At 59.9% G+C, this 17689-nt stretch carries 15 protein-coding genes and 1 tRNA gene; 9 read left to right on the top strand and 7 right to left on the bottom strand.

Annotation, left to right across the window (positions count from 1 at the left end; all coding sequences use genetic code 11):
• Positions 1–3 precede the first annotated feature (3 nt).
• Both EL257_RS14215 and EL257_RS14210 read left to right on the top strand, forming a co-directional pair.
• Complete coding sequence (locus tag EL257_RS14215) at positions 4–1923, top strand: hybrid sensor histidine kinase/response regulator (RefSeq protein ID WP_126363524.1); 1920 nt, start codon at positions 4–6, stop codon at positions 1921–1923.
• Between the two features lie 76 nt (positions 1924–1999).
• Positions 2000–2530, top strand: coding sequence for a hypothetical protein (locus EL257_RS14210; RefSeq protein WP_126363522.1), 531 nt, complete (start codon positions 2000–2002; stop codon positions 2528–2530).
• A gap of 351 nt (positions 2531–2881) precedes the next feature.
• Here EL257_RS14210 and EL257_RS14205 read toward each other — a convergent pair whose 3' ends face one another.
• The 5 genes from EL257_RS14205 to EL257_RS14180 all read right to left on the bottom strand — a co-directional run bounded on the left by EL257_RS14205 (position 2882) and on the right by EL257_RS14180 (position 7664).
• The gene (locus tag EL257_RS14205) at positions 2882–3175 is read right to left on the bottom strand and encodes a hypothetical protein (protein WP_126363520.1); all 294 of its coding nucleotides are present in this window, start codon (positions 3173–3175) and stop codon (positions 2882–2884) included.
• A gap of 184 nt (positions 3176–3359) precedes the next feature.
• Entirely contained in the window at positions 3360–4703 is a 1344-nt protein-coding gene (locus EL257_RS14200) for a cation:proton antiporter (protein ID WP_126363518.1), read from the bottom strand.
• Between the two features lie 42 nt (positions 4704–4745).
• Positions 4746–5357: a Yip1 family protein gene (locus tag EL257_RS14195; RefSeq protein WP_126363516.1), complete on the bottom strand. Its 612-nt coding sequence runs from the start codon at positions 5355–5357 to the stop codon at positions 4746–4748.
• 87 nt (positions 5358–5444) lie between these two features.
• The gene (locus EL257_RS14190) at positions 5445–6302 is read right to left on the bottom strand and encodes a glucose 1-dehydrogenase (protein WP_126363514.1); all 858 of its coding nucleotides are present in this window, start codon (positions 6300–6302) and stop codon (positions 5445–5447) included.
• Between the two features lie 207 nt (positions 6303–6509).
• Positions 6510–7664 carry a MalY/PatB family protein gene (locus tag EL257_RS14180; protein WP_126363512.1) on the bottom strand — a complete coding sequence of 385 codons (1155 nt, stop codon included), beginning with the start codon at positions 7662–7664 and terminating at the stop codon, positions 6510–6512.
• Positions 7665–7952: 288 nt separating this feature from the next.
• Between EL257_RS14180 and fdnG the strand changes: the two genes are divergently transcribed.
• The 7 genes from fdnG (at position 7953) to EL257_RS14135 (ending at position 17024) form a co-directional block, all read left to right on the top strand.
• Positions 7953–11018, top strand: coding sequence for a formate dehydrogenase-N subunit alpha (fdnG, locus tag EL257_RS14165; protein ID WP_145964614.1), 3066 nt, complete (start codon positions 7953–7955; stop codon positions 11016–11018).
• Between the two features lie 14 nt (positions 11019–11032).
• Complete coding sequence (gene fdxH, locus EL257_RS14160) at positions 11033–11968, top strand: formate dehydrogenase subunit beta (protein ID WP_126363507.1); 936 nt, start codon at positions 11033–11035, stop codon at positions 11966–11968.
• On the top strand, positions 11965–12630 hold the full coding sequence (locus EL257_RS14155) for a formate dehydrogenase subunit gamma (protein WP_126363505.1): 666 nt from the start codon (positions 11965–11967) through the stop codon (positions 12628–12630). Before fdxH ends, EL257_RS14155 begins: the two co-directional genes overlap by 4 nt.
• A gap of 3 nt (positions 12631–12633) precedes the next feature.
• Positions 12634–13560, top strand: a complete 927-nt coding sequence (gene fdhE / locus EL257_RS14150) for a formate dehydrogenase accessory protein FdhE (RefSeq protein ID WP_126363503.1) — start codon at positions 12634–12636, stop codon at positions 13558–13560.
• 45 nt (positions 13561–13605) lie between these two features.
• Positions 13606–15009, top strand: coding sequence for an L-seryl-tRNA(Sec) selenium transferase (selA, locus tag EL257_RS14145; RefSeq protein WP_172604554.1), 1404 nt, complete (start codon positions 13606–13608; stop codon positions 15007–15009).
• Positions 15006–16922 carry a selenocysteine-specific translation elongation factor gene (gene selB, locus EL257_RS14140; RefSeq protein WP_126363499.1) on the top strand — a complete coding sequence of 639 codons (1917 nt, stop codon included), beginning with the start codon at positions 15006–15008 and terminating at the stop codon, positions 16920–16922. The genes selA and selB overlap by 4 nt, the downstream gene beginning before the upstream one ends.
• A 6-nt stretch (positions 16923–16928) precedes the next feature.
• Positions 16929–17024 (top strand) — tRNA-Sec (locus EL257_RS14135).
• A gap of 107 nt (positions 17025–17131) precedes the next feature.
• On the opposite strand, the gene EL257_RS14130 is transcribed toward EL257_RS14135, so the two are convergent.
• Both EL257_RS14130 and EL257_RS14125 read right to left on the bottom strand, forming a co-directional pair.
• Positions 17132–17422, bottom strand: a complete 291-nt coding sequence (locus tag EL257_RS14130; RefSeq protein ID WP_126363497.1) for a type II toxin-antitoxin system RelE/ParE family toxin — start codon at positions 17420–17422, stop codon at positions 17132–17134.
• Positions 17415–17660 carry a type II toxin-antitoxin system ParD family antitoxin gene (locus tag EL257_RS14125; RefSeq protein ID WP_126363495.1) on the bottom strand — a complete coding sequence of 82 codons (246 nt, stop codon included), beginning with the start codon at positions 17658–17660 and terminating at the stop codon, positions 17415–17417. The genes EL257_RS14130 and EL257_RS14125 overlap by 8 nt, the downstream gene beginning before the upstream one ends.
• Between the last annotated feature and the right edge of the window lie 29 nt (positions 17661–17689).

Genomic DNA, 17689 nt, shown 5'->3' with positions numbered 1-17689 from the left:
GTGATGAGCGAAAACACCAAGACCGCCGCGATTGAAGAGATGCGTTTCCGGTTGCTGATCGATGCGGTCGTCGACTATGCGATCTACATGATCGACCCGGGCGGCATCATCACCAGTTGGAACTCCGGCGCCAAACGTTTCAAGGGCTACGAAGAGGCGGAAATCCTCGGCGAGCACTTTTCGCGGTTTTACACCACCGATGACCGAGCGGCCGGCTTGCCCCAGCGCGCGCTCGACACCGCGATCCGTGAGGGGCGCTTTGAAGGCGAGGGATGGCGGGTGCGCAAGGACGGCACTCACTTCTGGTGCCACGTTGTCATCGATCCGATCATCGACCCCAGCGGTAATCTGCTGGGCTTCGCCAAGATCACCCGCGACCTGACCGATCGCAAAATGGCCGAAGAAACCCTCAAGCGAAGCGAGCAGCAGTTCCGTCTGCTGGTGCAGGGCGTTACCGACTACGCGATCTACATGCTCAGCCCCGAAGGCCTGGTCAGCAACTGGAACCAGGGCGCACAGCGAATCAAGGGCTATCTGCCGGAAGAAATCATCGGCAAGCATTTCTCGATTTTCTACACCCCTGAAGATCGCGATCTGGGCGAGCCGCAACGGGCGCTGGAAATCGCCACCCGCGAGGGCCGTTTCGAAAACAAGACCTGGCGCATGCGCAAGGACGGCACGCGGTTTCTCGCCCACGTGGTGGTCGATGCGATTCGCGGTGACACCGGCACGCTTCTCGGGTTTGCCAAGATCACTCGCGACGTCACCGAAACCCACGTGGCCCAACAGGCCCTCGAGAAAACCCGTGAAGCGTTGTTCCAAGCGCAGAAAATGCAGGCGATCGGTCAACTCAGCGGCGGCATCGCCCATGACTTCAATAATTTGCTGACGGTAATTCTCGGCAATCTGGAGATTCTGCAAAAACGGACCGGGGATCAACCGGGTGTGCGCCGCCTGCTCGAAAACGCCACTCAAGGTGCATTGCGTGGCGTTTCTCTGACCCAGCGCATGCTGGCGTTCGCGCGCCGCCAGGAGCTGAAGACCGAATCAGTGGACATCGCGCAACTGGTGCAGGGCATCACCGGCCTGCTGCGCAGCTCGCTGGGGCCGGGGATCCGGATCAACACGCGTTTCCCCAAAGACCTTGAACCAGTGCTCGCCGACACCAATCAACTCGAACTGGCGATTCTCAATCTGGCGACCAACGCTCGCGACGCGATGCCCGATGGCGGCAATGTCATCATCAGCGCAGAGCCACAAGTGGTGCTTGAACAAACTCATGCTGACCTGGCCGCCGGTCGTTATGTATGTCTGAGCGTGATCGATAGCGGTGAAGGCATGGACGAACAGACGCTGGCCTCGGCGCGAGATCCGTTTTTCACCACCAAAGGCCTGGGCAAAGGCACAGGGCTGGGGTTGTCGATGGTGCACGGTTTCATCGAACAGCTCGGTGGCCGCTTCATGCTCAAAAGCAAGAAGGGCACAGGCACCACGGCCGAGCTGTGGTTACCGGTGGCTGTCGAAGGCGCGACGGTGAAAACCTCGTATGCGCCAATCGCGCCGGTTTCCGTGCCAAGGCTCAGCGTTCTGGTAGTGGACGATGACTCGCTGGTGTTGACCAGTACCAGCCTGCTGCTGGAAGACCTCGGGCATCGGGTGATCAGCGCTACGTCCGGCGCTCAGGCGCTCGCGCTATTGGATCAGAATGAAGTCGTTGATCTGATGATCACCGACATGGCCATGCCGCAGATGAGCGGCGCGCAACTGGCACATGCGGTGCGGCTACGCAAACCGGACTTGCCGATCATCCTCGCCACCGGTTACGCCGAACGCCTGGAGGGTTTTGCCGCGCAACTGCCGCGGCTAGCCAAGCCGTTTACACAGCTGAATCTGGTGGAAATCATCGCTCAGTCGATGAAATGACCATTGGTAGATCCGCCTGAACCAGTGCGCGCCGGAGTGTCTCTAACGAGTTCACCCACTCCGGAGCGCGCAAGTTTTGTCCCTCATACTCACCGAGCCGACCGCTGAAGAAACCTTGACCGAACACAACGCCAAGATGTTCGGCTCACCCAAGGAACGTCTGGATTTCTATCGTCGGGAAATCCAGTACGAAACGAGCATCCTGGCCAACCGCACCGACGCCTATCTGGCCGCCCAGTCTTTTCTGGTGATTGCGTTCGCGTCCTGCATGGCCAACGTCAATCCTGAATGGGGCAAGATGTTCACTCTCGTCGTGCCGCCGTTTCTGGCGCTGCTGGGCGTACTCAGTTCCCTGAATGCCTGGCCGGGGATTCGCGCGGCGTACGACATCATCGATCACTGGCATTTCAAGCAGAGCCAGTTGTTGCACAGTGAGCCGGTGATGGGTGCAGCTTATGACGAATCGCCGCTGTTCAGCGAAATGGAGTCGAGCCACAAAGGCTATCGCAAGTCGCTGCTGTTTTCGGTGCGGACACCGTGGATCTTCGCCACGTTCTGGGTGATGTTGGGGGTTTACGCGGTGTTCATTCAGGTGACCAATCCTTGAGTCGGGATTGGCTGGGACGAGGCAAGGTTCCGGGTTCTGTGGTGGCTGCTAGATTTCTACCCCCTCACCCCAGCCCTCTCCCCCAAGGGGGCGAGGGGGGAAAGGGAGCAGAACTTATGTTTTTCAAACTGGTGCCCGACTCGATTTTTCAAGTCGATGAATGACTGAAGAACGATGCGCTCAGTCCCCTCTCTCCCGGTGGGACGAGGGGAAGGGAGCACTTTTTGCTTTTCAAATTCATCATTCGACTCGATTTTTCAAGTCGATGAATGACGAGAGAATCATGCAGTCAGTCCCCTCTCCCTTTGGGAGAGGGCTAGGGTGAGGGGCTTTTGACCTTCAGGGACACGATCAAGCAGTTTCCAGCTCACGCCGCGTCGTTACCGAATTCTGCACAGCCGCAGGAATCGGCGGGAAGTCTTCATTCAATACACACAGATGATCAATCGCGTCCTCGAACTTGGCATCGGCCTTCTTGCGCAGTGCTCGATATTCTTCAAATCGCTCAAAATCCATTGGCGTGTTCTCGAGCAGGGCGTTCGCCGCTCGATTCAGCTCATGGGCTTCCTCGAACAGTTGACGATTGTTTTCCAGAGCCAGCGCTCTGCAAGCCTTGATTTGAGCAGGAGTCGAGCATTCATTCATGACCGTAACCTTAAAGTTGTCGAAGTTCCGTTTAATAGGCTATTCGCCGCAGGGGAACCGAACCTGCCGGGCCGCGCCGCAGAATTGGCGCGGTTAAGGTTGTGACTCCCCAGTCGCCACCAGCGATCCATTTTTTTGCAGAAAAAACTTCGATAAATCTGAACGATTTCAAACGGCTGAAGAATCAGCTTTTCCGTTGTTTCAGACGTTCGTACCGCGCCAGCATGGGTTGCGTGCTGATGCCATGCAGCAGAATGCTCAGGGCTACGACGGACAAAGTGATGTTCGTACAGATGGTTGCGACGTCGCTGTCCAAGCCATGATTCAACGCGAAAAACAGATAGAACAGACTGCCGATCCCGCGTATGCCGAACCAGCCGATCAGCAGACGCTGCGGACCGCTGAGCAACTTGCCCCACGGCATCACCGCGACACTCAGCGGACGAATCAGACAAAACAGCACGGCGCCGATCCACAACGCACGCCAGTCCCAGTGGGCGATAAGCACGACGCCGAGCAGGGTTACCAGAAACACTTCCATCGCCCGTTCCACGAGGCTGCCGAAGGCCAGCATGTCGCCCATCATGATGCCAGCCGCCACTTGGCTTTCTTCCAACTGCTCGGTGTCGCCATGCACCGCGTTTTGCGGTTCGATGTTCTGATGACCCACCACTGGTTGCACCAAATGCTCGGCTGGCGGTTGGCTGACGCCGGTGGACTTGACTTCTTCCTGACGCAAACCGAGACCCGCAGCGAACACCGCGAGGAAGCCGTAGCCGCCAATCGCATCGGCCACCACATACGAAAGCGCGATCAACGCCAACGTCAGGTAATCATTGGGACCGAGGGTGCTGTCTTCATTGTGGATGCGCAGCGACAAGGCGATGCGACCGATGCCACGGCCCATCCAGTAACCGGTAAGCAAACCTGCCGGTACTGCCCATAACAAACTGCGTAACGCCCAGTGCTGCCATTCGGCGGCGCTGCCATCGCCATGCAGCAACAGCAAACCGAGGATCACAAAAGGGAAGGCCACGCCGTCGTTGAGCCCGGCTTCGCCCGAGAGGCCGAAGCGCACACTGTCGACGTCCTGCGCATCGTTGACCTGCACCAGCGCCGCGAGCACCGGATCAGTGGGTGCGAGGATCGCGCCAATCAGCAACGACGGCCCCCACGACAACTGCAAGCCCCAATGCAACAGCAGGCATACGCCGATAATCGTCATGACCATCACCGGTCCTGCCAGGCCAAAAGCGATGCGCCAGGTTTTATTCCGCAGCGGCAGGCGCAATTTCAACCCGCAGACGAACAGCGAGAAAAGCACCGCGACTTCAGTCAGGTGTTCCATCCACAGCGACGATTGTTCCAGCGACAGTTTCAACAGGTTGAGGCCACTGGGGCCGATGGCGATCCCCAGCAGCAGACACACCGCCGACGTGGTGACCGGCATCCAGCGCAACCATGACGACGTCAGCGCCAGCGTCAGCAGCACGGCGCCGAGCACCGCGACCCATACGCCGAAACTCATGACCGCTCGCTATGATGAATTTTCAAGGACAGTCGCACCGGGTCAGCTCACGGTCGTGCGCAGGTACTCGGGAATGAGCACGTTGAACCACAGCAGGATCATCGACACCAGCATGGTCACCAGCACCAGCAGCCCGACGCCCCACACGCAGGCCGAATACAGCAGACCTTGCTCCTTGCGCTCGTGCATAAACGTCGGCAGGCCGACAAACAGCAAGAACGTCGAATAAATCGACGCCGCACCGAGCACCAGAATCGCCAGCCAGCGGCTTGGATACAGCCCGGCAATGCCGGCGATGAAAAACGGTGTCACGGTATAGGCGGCGAAGCCAATGCATTGGTTAAGCGTCGGCCGCGCATCGAACGTGCGCGACATCCAGCGGATAAAACCACCCATGACCACCACGCCGGCAACGATTGTCACGTACAACAACACGCTCAGTTGCAAGGCGCTGGCCATGCTCAGGCGCACGGTCTCGCCGACCGCCAGGCTCCAGCCGACATAGGTGGTGCCGAGAAACAGGCACACCGCCGGTATCAGCGCGAGCAGCAGCAGATGGGCGAGGTAGTGGCGGGGATGGGTTTCTTCTTCGCGGCGGATATCGGTCCAGGCGAAGTTGGGTTGGGTAAAAAGTCTGACGAGGGGTGCGGACATGACAACCTCCTGTTCCTGATGGCCCGTGGGCGCTTACAGGTATGGAGGGATGTCATGCCGCTGGGGTTCCGTTTTTCTGCTATGCGGTTACAGCATCGGTTTGCCACCGGTCACGCCGTAGCGCTGGCCGGTGATATAGCTGGCTTCGTTGGACGCCAGCAGCACGTAAATCGGTGCGACTTCCACTGGTTGCCCCGGACGGCCGAGCGGGGTGCTACCGCCGAAGTTCTGCACTTCTTCGTCAGGCATGGTCGAGACGATCAGCGGTGTCCAGATCGGCCCCGGTGCCACGCTGTTGACGCGGATTTCCTTCGGCCCGAGCATCTGCGCGAGGCCGCCGGTAAAGTTGGCAATCGCCCCTTTGGTGGTGGCGTATGCGAGCAGGGTGGGCTTGGGCATGTCCGAGTTGACCGAGCTGGTGTTGATGATCGATGAACCGGGCCCCATGTGTTTGATCGCTGCTTGGCAAATCCTGAACATGGCAGTGATGTTGACGTCGAAGGTCATCAGCCATTCGTCATCGGGGATTTCTTCGAAGTTTTCGTGGGTCATCTGGAACGCGGCATTGTTGACCAGTACGTCGATGCGACCGAAGCGCTCGACGGTCTTGTCGACCAAAGCCTGGCACTGCGCTTTCTCAGCGATATCGCCCGGCAGCAGCAGGCATTGGCGCCCGGCCTGTTCGACCCAGCGTGCGGTTTCCTTGGCGTCTTCGTGTTCGTTCAGATAAGCCACCGCCACGTCCGCACCTTCGCGGGCGAAGGCAATTGCCACGGCACGACCGATGCCGCTGTCGCCGCCGGTGATCAAAGCAATTTTGCCGGACAGACGGCCGGAGCCGACGTAGCTCTGTTCGCCGCAGTCCGGATAGGGTTCCATTTTGCGTTGCGAACCGGGCACCGGTTGGGCTTGTTTCGGGAAGGGTGGTTTTGGATAGTCAGTCATCGCGGATCTCCTGATTTCAAGGCCAGTGTTCCGGGTTGACCTGATGGCTTTGCCTTGAGTTCGATTGGATTTGCGCTGGATTTACAGACTGATTGGCTAAACTGTGGGAGCTGGCTTGCCAGCGATTGCGGTGCCACAGACAACATCTATATTGCATGTGAGGCCGTCATCGCTGGCAAGCCAGCTCCCACAGGGGGCAAGGTGTTTTCAGCTGTTGCGGCTGGTCAAAGCCCGCTCCATCCGCGCAATCCCTTCTTCCAGCAACGCCCGCGGGCAGCCGAAATTCAGGCGTACGAATTGTTGGTGCTGATCGCCAAAATCCACACCCGCGCTAAGACCAACCTTGGCCTGTTCGAGGAAGAACTTCTGCGGATCTGCCAGATCCAGCGCCGAGCAATCCATCCACGCCAGATAAGTGCCCTGCGGCACATTGATGGTTACGCCCGGCAGGCGCGTGCGCACCGCTGCCACCAGCCAGTCGCGGTTGGCTTGCAGATAGGTTTTCAGCTCGGCCAGCCACGGCGCGCCTTCGCTGTACGCCACGCGGGTCGCTTCCATGCCCAACGGGTTGACGCTGTCGACCATCCCGCAGCGAGCATGGTTGACGCGTTCTCGCAGGGCCGCATCCTGAATGATCATGAACGAAGTCTTCAGCCCGGCGATGTTGTAGGCCTTGCTCGCCGACATCAGAGTGATGGTGCGTTTGGCGATGTCCGGGCTTAGCGACGCGGTCGGAATGTGCACGCGGCCATCGAAGCACAGTTCCGCGTGGATTTCGTCGGAGATGATCCACGCGTCCTGGGCCACGCAGATGTCCGCCACGGCTTGCAGTTCTTCACGGCTGAATACTTTGCCCAGCGGGTTGTGCGGGTTGCTCAACAGCAGCGCGCCGCCCCCTGCGAGCGAATCACGCAACACATCCAACGGGGTCAGGTAGGTGCCGTCGGTCTGCGGCTCGAATTCCAGTTCGACTTTGTTCAAGCCCCAATGGCCGGGAGCATGACGCAGCGGCGGATAGTTCGGCACTTGCACCACGACGTTCTGCTGCGGCTGTACCAAGGCCTTGAGCGCCATGTTGAAACCGGATTCGACGCCTGGCAGAAAGATCAGCTCCTGCGGTCTGACCTTCCAGGCGAATTTGTTCCAGAGGTCGGCGACGATCGCTTCACGCAGGTTGTCCTGAGCCACGCTGTAACCCACCAGCGGATGCAGCAGACGCTGTTGCAGCGCCTCGATGATCACCGGCGGCGCGGCGAAATCCATATCAGCGACCCACATCGGCAGCACATCGGCAGGGTAGCGGCTCCACTTGGTGCTGCCGGTGTGGTGGCGGTCGAATACCTGATCAAAATCGAAAGTCATGCGCGGTCTCGTGAAGGCGGGTTGTTCATGGGCGCCATGATAAACCCTCAACCCCTGTAGGAGCTGCCGAAGGCTGCGATCTTTTGATCTTGTTTTTTACAGGCAAAGTCAAAAGATCGCAGCCTTCGGCAGCTCCTACACGGGCGTTGCCGAGCCCGACGGTCGGTTTTCACACAAATTGTATGGTCTTTGGCTACAGTGAAAAAGTCAGCGCCGTTGCGCTGCAACCGTGATTGTCCAGATAAAACCCGGCACAAGCACCGGGTTCCACCTGATCAGGAGTGCACGATGGATCTCAGCCGTCGTCAGTTCTTCAAGGTCGCCGGTGTCGGCCTTGCAGGCTCAAGCCTGGGCGCGTTGGGCATGGCCCCGACGCCAGCCTTCGCCGAGCAGGTACGCCACTTCAAGCTCGCCCACACTCATGAAACCCGCAACACCTGCCCGTATTGCTCGGTCGGTTGTGGCTTGATCATGTACAGCCAGGGCGATGCCGGCAAAAACGTGGCGCAAAACATCATTCACATCGAGGGCGACGCCGACCATCCGGTCAATCGCGGCACCCTCTGCCCGAAAGGCGCAGGCCTGCTCGACTTCATTCACAGCCCCGGTCGTTTGCTCTACCCGCAAACACGCAAGCCCGGCAGTAGCGAATGGACGCGGATCAGTTGGGACGATGCGCTCGATCGCATCGCCGACCTGATGAAGGCCGACCGCGACGCCAACTTCATCGAACAGAATGCCAACGGGCAAACGGTGAATCGCTGGCTGACCACCGGTTTCCTCGCGGCCTCGGCGGCGTCCAACGAAGCGGGTTACATCACTCAGAAGGTGATTCGCAGCCTCGGCATGCTGGGGTTCGATAACCAGGCGCGTGTCTGACACGGCCCGACGGTGGCAAGTCTTGCCCCGACGTACGGCCGTGGTGCCATGACCAATACCTGGACCGATATCGCCAACGCGAATCTGATCCTGGTGATGGGCGGCAACGCAGCAGAAGCGCATCCGTGCGGCTTCAAATGGGTAACCGAAGCCAAGGCGCACAACGCCGCGCGGCTGATTGTGGTCGACCCGCGTTTTACCCGGACCGCGTCGGTGGCCGACTATTACGCGCCGATCCGCACCGGCACCGACATTGCCTTCATGGGCGGCTTGATCAATTACCTGCTGACCGAGGACAAGATCCAGCACGAATACGTGCGCAACTACACCGATGTGTCGTTCATCGTCAAAGCTGGCTACGGCTTCGAAGACGGCATTTTCAGTGGCTACGACGTCAATAAACGCAGCTACACCGACAAATCCGGCTGGGGTTACGAACTGGGCGACGACGGTTTCGTCAGAGTCGACCCGACATTGCAAGACCCACGCTGCGTCTATCAATTGATGAAGCAGCATTACAGCCGCTACAACATCGACCTCGCCAGTCAGATTTGCGGTATGCCTGTCGATGCGATGCAGAAAATCTGGGACGAAATCGCCACTTGCTCGACGCCGGGCAAGACCATGACGATTCTTTACGCCCTCGGCTGGACGCAGCATTCGATCGGTGCGCAGATCATTCGCAGCGCGGCGATGGTGCAGTTGTTGCTGGGCAACGTCGGCATGCCCGGTGGCGGTGTCAATGCCTTGCGCGGCCACTCGAACATTCAGGGCCTCACCGACCTGGGATTGCTTTCCAACGCGTTGCCCGGCTATCTGACGCTGGCACAGGACAGCGAGCAGGATTACGGCCAATTCATTCACAAACGCACACAAGTGCCGCTGCGTCCTGGGCAGCTGTCGTACTGGCAGAACTACAGCAAGTTTCATGTCAGCCTGATGAAATCCTGGTACGGCGCCAATGCCACGCTCGAAAACAATTGGTGTTACGACCATTTGCCGAAGCTCGACATCCCCAATTACGACGTGCTGAAAATGTTCGACCTGATGAGCCAGGGCAAGGTCAACGGCTACTTCTGTCAGGGCTTCAATCCGATCGCCGCGTTGCCGGACAAGAACCGCGTGATGGGCGCGCTGGCCAAACTCAAATGGCTGGTGGTGATGGACCCGCTGGCCACCGAAACCTCGGAGTTCTGGCAAAACGTCGGGCCATACAATGACGTGAAAAGCGCAGACATCCAGACCGAAGTCATTCGCCTGCCGACCACCTGTTTCGCCGAAGAGGACGGCTCGCTGGTCAACAGCAGTCGCTGGCTGCAATGGCACTGGAAGGGCGCCGATGGCCCGGGCGAAGCGCAAACCGACATTCGCATCATGAGCGAACTGTTCCTGCGCCTGCGCCAGCGTTATCAGCGCGAGGGCGGCAAGTTTCCCGATCCGCTGCTCAAGCTGTCGTGGCCGTACAAGATTCCCGACGAGCCTTCGCCGGAAGAACTGGCGCGGGAAATCAACGGCACCGCCGTCAGCGATTTCACCGACGCCAGCGGCGTCACGGTCAAGGCGGGGACGCAACTGGCCGGCTTCGGTTTGCTCAAGGATGACGGCAGCACTGCATCCGGCTGCTGGATTTTCGCCGGCAGCTGGACCGAGGCTGGCAACCAGATGGCCCGTCGCGATAACGCCGATCCGTTCGGCATGCACCAGCATCAGGGCTGGGCCTGGGCGTGGCCGGCCAATCGGCGAATCCTCTACAACCGCGCTTCGTCAGATCCGGCGGGCAAACCGTGGGATCCGAAAAAACGTCTGGTGTGGTGGAGCGGCAAGACCTGGACCGGCACCGACGTGCCGGACTACAAAGCCGATGTGCCGCCGGAAGCCGGAATGAACCCGTTCATCATGAACCCCGAAGGCGTGGCCCGATTCTTCGCCGTCGACAAGATGACCGAAGGCCCATTCCCCGAGCACTACGAGCCGTTTGAAACGCCGATCGGCATCAACCCGTTGCATCCGCAAAACAAGCAAGCCACCAGTAATCCGGCGGCGCGGATCTTCGATTCGGTTTGGGAAAGCCTCGGCGAAGCCAAGGACTTTCCGTACGCCGGCACCAGCTATCGATTGACCGAGCATTTCCACTTCTGGAGCAAGCACTGCAAATTGAATGCGATTGCTCAGCCTGAGCAGTTTGTTGAAATCGGCGAAGTGCTGGCGAAAGAGAAGGGCATCGCGGCGGGTGATCGCGTGCGGGTCAGTTGCAAGCGCGGCTTTATTGAAGCGGTGGCGGTGGTGACGAAAAGGATTCGGCCGCTGCAAGTCAATGGTCAGGTCGTGCATCAAATCGGCATCCCGCTGCACTGGGGTTTCACCGGCCTGACGCGCCACGGTTATCTGACCAACACCCTGGTGCCGTTCCTCGGCGATGGCAACACACAGACCCCGGAATCCAAGTCATTCCTGGTCAACGTGGAGAAGCTCTGATGGAGAATCTTTAAATGGCCAGCCAAGACATCATTGCCCGCTCGGCCACCACCACGGTGCCGCCGTCGGTGCGCAATCAGGAGGCGGTCGCCAAGCTGATCGACACCACCAAATGCATCGGCTGCAAAGCCTGTCAGGTCGCCTGTTCGGAATGGAACGAGCTGCGCGACGAGGTCGGGCACAACCATGGCACCTATGACAATCCGCAGGATCTGACGGCGGATTCGTGGACACTGATGCGCTTCACCGAGCACGAGACCGACGCCGGCAACCTCGAATGGCTGATCCGCAAGGACGGCTGCATGCACTGCGCCGAACCCGGTTGTCTGGCGGCGTGCCCGAGCCCCGGCGCAATCATCCAGCACGCGAATGGCATCGTCGATTTCGATCAGGATCACTGCATCGGTTGCGGCTATTGCATCACCGGGTGCCCGTTCAACATTCCGCGCATTTCGCAGAAAGATCACAAAGCCTACAAATGCACCTTGTGTTCCGACCGCGTGGCGGTGGGGCTTGAGCCGGCCTGCGTGAAGACCTGCCCGACCGGCGCCATCGTCTTCGGCACCAAGGAAGACATGAAGGAACACGCCGCCGAACGGATCGTCGACCTGAAAAGCCGTGGCTTCGAAAATGCCGGTCTGTATGACCCGGCCGGAGTCGGCGGCACGCACGTGATGTACGTGCTGCACCATGCCGACACGCCGAAAATCTACGCCGGGCTGCCGGATCATCCCGCAATCAGTCCACTGGTGGACTTGTGGAAAGGCATCAGCAAGCCGCTGGGCCTGCTGGCGATGGGCGCGGCGGTGCTGGCGGGGTTCTTTCACTATGTGCGCATCGGGCCGAATCGTGTCGAAGAGGATGAGCATCCGCCAGCGCCGGACACCTCGGTGCACGTCGTCGATCCGGCGGTGCACACCTTCGATCCACGCGGGGAGGAGCGACCATGAGCAACAAGACGATCCTGCGCTACAGCGCCAACCAGCGCACCAATCACTGGCTGGTGGCGATCCTGTTTTTCATGGCCGGGTTGTCGGGGCTGGCGCTGTTTCATCCATCGCTGTTCTGGCTGAGCAACCTGTTTGGCGGCGGCACCTGGACGCGGATCCTGCACCCATACATGGGCATCGCCATGTTTGTGCTGTTTCTCGGCCTGGTGTTCAGTTTCTGGCGCACCAACTTTTTCATCGCCAATGACCGCCAGTGGTTGCGGCGGATCAATCGGGTCATGGTCAACGACGAACAAAGCGTGCCGCCGGTGGGCAAATACAACGCCGGGCAAAAGCTGCTGTTCTGGACTTTACTGCTGTGCATGCTCGGTTTGCTGTTCACCGGGCTGGTGATCTGGCGCGCTTGGTTCAGTGCGTACTTCGGCATCAGCGTGATCCGCTGGGCCATGCTTTTACATGCGCTGGCGGGTTTTGTTCTGGTGCTGAGCATCATCATTCATATTTACGCGGGTCTGTGGATCAAGGGTTCGGTGGACGCCATGCTGCATGGCTGGGTCAGCCGGCCGTGGGCGAAGAAACATCATGAACTGTGGTACCGCGAGGTGACCCGCGAGAAACAGCCTCGCGACGTGCCTGAGCGACCGCTGACCAAAAAGGGCTGACTTTTGCCGACCATTCTCGAACCGGGGGAAATCGAAGCGGCGGCCAGTTCGCCGCCGTTTCTGTATATGCCGCCACGCAATCTGTTCACGCTGCGTGCGCAACGCCTCGAGCATTTGGCCGAGGGGCATGCGCTGGCTGAATACTTGCGGTTGATCGCGGGTTTGTGCCGGGTGCAGCAGCAGGTGTTCGATGATCCACCGTCGAACAGTGCGCTGGATGCGCAGCGAATCGAGACGTGTCAGCAACATGGCTTGCCGCCGTTTGCGGCCGACACATTGGTGCGGGAAGAAGGTTGGCAGGCTTACCTCGAGGTTTTTCTTCAGCGTTACGAGCCTGTGGCTCAGCCCGCTGTTGTTGCGGCGGTGGACACGCTACGCGCTGCCAGTCCCGGCCACTTGCGTTCATGGGCGGTGGCGTTGGTCAGCGGCCAATATTCACTGGTGCCGGCGCAACTGGTGCCGTTTCTCGGCGCGGCGCTGCAGACGGCGTGGAGCCATTGGTTGCTCAGCGCGGCTGACCTGAAACTGCAACCCGGCGACAGCCTCAGCCAATGCCCGGCCTGCGGTTCGCCCGCCATGGCCGGAGTGATCCGCCATCGCGGCAAACACAACGGTTTGCGATATCTGGTGTGTTCGCTGTGCGCCTGTGAATGGCATGTGGTGCGAGTCAAGTGCGTGTATTGCGAATCGAGCAAAGGCCTTGATTACCTGAGCTTCGAGAACGATCGCCACGCGGCCAATCAGGCGCCGCTGCGTGCTGAAGTCTGTCCGGGCTGTAATAGTTACCTGAAACTGATTTATCTGGAAAACGATGCCGAGGCCGAGGCGCTGTCGGCGGATCTCGGCAGTCTGCTGCTGGACATGCGCCTGGCGCAGGACGGTTATCAGCGCTTGGCGCCGAACTTGTTGCTAGCACCCGGAGACGAGTGAACGAAGGGTCTACACTCTGGCGCAGTGATCTGTTTCCAGGAGTGGCTGATGTCCCTGCGGTTACCTTCCATTGATGGTTTGTTGCGGCACCCGGCGTGTGCGCCGTTACTTGAACGCCACGGCCGTGAGTCGTTGCTGGCGAGTTTGCGGCAATTGCTCGATGAATTGCGGCCCGGCGTTTTGAACGGGCAATTATCATCCGTCGAAATCAGTCCCGAAGTGCTCGCCGGCCGCGTCGGTGAGCGTCTGGACCGGCAACAGCGCAGCAACGTACGCCGGGTGTTCAACCTCACCGGCACCGTGCTGCATACCAATCTCGGCCGCGCGTTGCTGCCCGACGAAGCCATCGAAGCGGTGCAAATGGCCGCGCGTTATCCGCTCAATCTGGAATTCGATCTGGCCAGCGGCAAGCGCGGCGACCGTGATGATCTGATCGAGGGCCTGATCCGTGAACTGACCGGTGCCGAAGCCGTCACCGTGGTCAACAACAATGCCGCTGCGGTGCTGCTGACGCTCAACAGTCTGGGCGTACGCAAGGAAGGCATCATTTCTCGCGGCGAGCTGATCGAAATCGGCGGCGCGTTTCGTATCCCCGACATCATGGCCCGTGCCGGCGTACGACTGCATGAAGTCGGTACGACCAATCGCACCCATGCTCGCGATTACGAAGCAGCGATCAATCCACGCAGCGGTTTGATCATGCGCGTGCATGCGAGCAACTACAGCATCGAAGGGTTTACCGCCCGCGTGCCGACCGCTGAGCTGGCTGCGTTGGCGCACGCGCATGGCTTGCCGCTGCTGGAGGATCTCGGCAGCGGCAGCCTGCTGGATCTGACACGGTGGGGCTTGCCCGCAGAGCCAACGGTGCGTCAGGCGCTGCTCGATGGCGCGGACATCGTTACCTTCAGCGGCGATAAACTGCTCGGCGGCCCGCAGGCCGGGTTGATCGTCGGGCGTAAAGAGCTGATTGCGAAGATCAAGAAGAATCCGCTGAAACGCGCCTTGCGGGTTGACAAGTTGACCTTGGCGGCGCTGGAGGCAGTGCTGGGTTTGTACCGCGATCCGGATCGCCTCGCTGAACGTCTGCCCAGCCTGCGCCTGCTGACCCGCCCGCAAGCTGACATCTTCGCCCAGTCCTTACGTTTGCAGCCCTTGATGGCTGACTTGTTAGGTGAGCGCTGGCAGGTCAGTGCAGTTGAGGCCTTGGGCATGATCGGCAGCGGCAGCCAACCGGTGGCGCGTCTGCCGAGTGCGGCGCTGCGCTGCCGCCCACAAGTCTCCAAGCGCTTGCGCGGGCGTTGCCTGCTGAATCTGGAAGCCGCGTTGCGGGCCTTGCCGATCCCCGTGCTCGGTCGTATCGACGACGACGCGCTGTGGCTGGACCTGCGCCAACTCGACGACGAACCGGCGTGGCTCACGCAATTGCCGCAGTTGCAGGTTGATTCATGATTGTCGGCACGGCGGGGCACATCGACCACGGCAAGACCTCGCTGCTGCAAGCCCTGACCGGACAAACCGGCGACCGCCGCCCGCAGGAACGCGAGCGTGGCATGACCATCGATCTTGGCTACCTCTACGCGGAACTCGAACCCGGCGCGGGCCTGACCGGGTTTATCGACGTCCCCGGCCACGAGAAATTCACCCACAACATGCTCGCCGGCGCCCAAGGTATCGATTTGGTGCTGCTGGTAGTCGCGGCGGACGACGGCGTGATGCCGCAGACCCGCGAGCATCTGGCGATTGTCGAACTGCTCGGCATCCCTCGGGCGCTGGTGGCGATCACCAAGTGTGACCGGGTCGAGGCGGGCAGAGTGGAAGAGATTCAGCGGCAGATCCTTGATTTACTGGAGCCCGGCCCGTATGCCGACGCGCCGATGATGATCGTCTCCAGCGTAACCGGGCAGGGTGTCGATGCTCTGCGTGAAATGCTGGTGGGCGAGCAACATAAAGTGCAAGAGCGCAGTCGCGAAGGTGGTTTCCGTTTGGCCATCGACCGCGCCTTCAGTGTCGCCGGTGCGGGGATTGTGGTCACCGGAACGGCGCTGTCGGGGATGATTTCCGTCGAAGACAAGCTCACTCTTGGGCCTTCTGGAAAATCGGTGCGGGTCCGCGGCTTGCACGCGCAGAATCAACCTGCCGAACAGGCTTTGGCTGGACAACGAGTGGCGTTGAATATCAGCGGCGAACGTCTTGAACTGGCGCAGATCCATCGCGGCCAGTGGTTGCTGACGCAATGGCTGCACGCACCGACGCAGCGGGTCGACATCGAGTTTCAACTGTTGCCCGGCGAACGCACATTCGAACACTTTCACCCGGTGCATGTGCACCTTGGCACAAAGGATGTGATTGCCCGCGTCGCGTTGCTTGAAGGCCCACGCTTGAACCCCGGCGAGCGCATGTTTGCGCAGCTGCTGATCAACGCACCGGTGCATGCAGTGAAGGGCGATCGGCTGATCCTCCGTGACGCCAGTGCCCAGCGCACCCTTGGCGGCGGGCGCGTACTCGACCCGTTCGCCCCGGCCCGACGTCGGCGCAGTCCCGAACGTCTTGCGCAACTCCACGCCTTGGCTCACAGCGACAGTTTCGAACAGGTGCTGCCGGTGTTGCTTGGTCACAGCGCATCGGGCCTCGATCCGCAAATACTTGAACGCCAATTCAATCGGCCCCGCACCGACTGGATGCTGCCGGCCAACGTGCGCCTGATCGATACCCGCCAAGGCCCCGTGCTGTTCAACGTCCAGCGTTGGGGCCAACTGAAATTTATGTTGCTCGAGCAACTGGCGAAGTTTCATGAGCTGGAGCCTGATCAGATGGGCCCGGACCGCGACCGCCTGCGGCGCTTCAGCGGACTGGCGCTGGAACGTTCAACGTTTGCCAGCCTGCTCGATGAATTGCGCGAAGCGGGCGCGATCACCACCAGCGGCCCGTGGCTGCATCTTCCCGACCATCAGGTGCGCTTGAATGCTGATGACGAAACCTTGTGGCAGCAGATGCAGCCGCTGTTTGAAAGCGCAGGATTCGATCCGCCATGGGTACGAGACGTGGCGAAAACGCTTGGCCAGGAGGATGCCGTGGTACGTCTGCTGTTGCGCAAACTGGCGCGGCTGGGCTTGATGCACCAAGTGGTGCGCGATCTGTTTATGTACGATGTGCAATTGCGGCAAATGGCAGCGGTATTGTTGAAGCTCGCCGAGGAAAATCCACCGATCCAGGTGACAACCTTCCGCGATGCGCTAGGCTTGGGACGCAAACGCTGTATTCAGTATCTGGAATATTTCGACCGTCTCGGCCTGACCCGACGCATCGGCGAATCCCGGCAGATTCGCCCCGACAACGCACTGGCCAACCCCGATACACACTGAGTTCAAGGAAGGCAATCGCGCCCGGTGGCGCGGCCGGGCTTCAAACCCGGTTGGGGACGGCATCCGTTCCCGGGCAGGTTCGACTCCGGCTGCCTTCCGCCAATTAACAGAGCACCTTCAGACACACTTATGCTTCCTGTGAGAGCAAGCCTGCTCGCGATGGCGGTTTTTTCAATCGATTAGATTTATCGAGAGTAAAAAGGGGCGAATTAGAGATTGCGCTGCACTTCCATTCGGTCATGCAAGACTCTGATGATCGCAATCCCGTAAGCAGTGATTCGAAAATAAATCATATGCCGCTCCACCCGACAACGGCGGTAGCCTGCACGTATGTCGTCGCAGGCCGGCGCTGTTTTCGGGCGCTCGGCCAACTGCAAGAATGCAGAGGTCAGGGCGTCGATGTAATTATTGCCTTGATCCACGCCCCACTGGCGCACGGTGTATATCCAGATTGCCTCAAGGTCAGCTTCGGCAGCGGGCGTCAGACGATATTCAGTCATGCGTGGTTAACATTCTCTGCTTGAATGCAACGGAATCAAATGGGCGAGGTTTTCCACTGGACTCACCCTCACGAAGCGCTGCGCGGATCGTGTCAATTTCAGCGCTACGCTCTTGCTCTCGGCGGATAAGATCGCGAATGTATTCGCTATCGTTGGTGTAATGACCTGCTTCAATCTGCGCTTTGATCCAGCTGTCTTGCTGGTCGGTGACGGTAATGGTTTTGCGTACGGTTCCCATGATTAGGGCCTCCAGGCAGATGGTCGGTT

It is taken from the genome of Pseudomonas fluorescens (assembly GCF_900636825.1).
GTDB classification, from domain to species: Bacteria; Pseudomonadota; Gammaproteobacteria; order Pseudomonadales; family Pseudomonadaceae; genus Aquipseudomonas; species Aquipseudomonas fluorescens_BG.
The sequence above is the reverse complement of the archived record's forward strand: the minus strand, read 5'-3'. Positions and strand labels throughout refer to the sequence as shown.

Coding starts and splice junctions, on each gene's coding strand:
- EL257_RS14190 (WP_126363514.1), bottom strand. CDS start 6,302: ATGACTGACTATCCAAAACCACCCTTCCCGAAACAAGCCCAACCGGTG.
- EL257_RS14215 (WP_126363524.1), top strand. CDS start 4: ATGAGCGAAAACACCAAGACCGCCGCGATTGAAGAGATGCGTTTCCGG.
- fdxH (WP_126363507.1), top strand. CDS start 11,033: ATGGCCAGCCAAGACATCATTGCCCGCTCGGCCACCACCACGGTGCCG.
- selB (WP_126363499.1), top strand. CDS start 15,006: ATGATTGTCGGCACGGCGGGGCACATCGACCACGGCAAGACCTCGCTG.
- EL257_RS14125 (WP_126363495.1), bottom strand. CDS start 17,660: ATGGGAACCGTACGCAAAACCATTACCGTCACCGACCAGCAAGACAGC.
- EL257_RS14180 (WP_126363512.1), bottom strand. CDS start 7,664: ATGACTTTCGATTTTGATCAGGTATTCGACCGCCACCACACCGGCAGC.
- EL257_RS14155 (WP_126363505.1), top strand. CDS start 11,965: ATGAGCAACAAGACGATCCTGCGCTACAGCGCCAACCAGCGCACCAAT.
- EL257_RS14130 (WP_126363497.1), bottom strand. CDS start 17,422: ATGACTGAATATCGTCTGACGCCCGCTGCCGAAGCTGACCTTGAGGCA.
- EL257_RS14205 (WP_126363520.1), bottom strand. CDS start 3,175: ATGAATGAATGCTCGACTCCTGCTCAAATCAAGGCTTGCAGAGCGCTG.
- EL257_RS14195 (WP_126363516.1), bottom strand. CDS start 5,357: ATGTCCGCACCCCTCGTCAGACTTTTTACCCAACCCAACTTCGCCTGG.
- EL257_RS14200 (WP_126363518.1), bottom strand. CDS start 4,703: ATGAGTTTCGGCGTATGGGTCGCGGTGCTCGGCGCCGTGCTGCTGACG.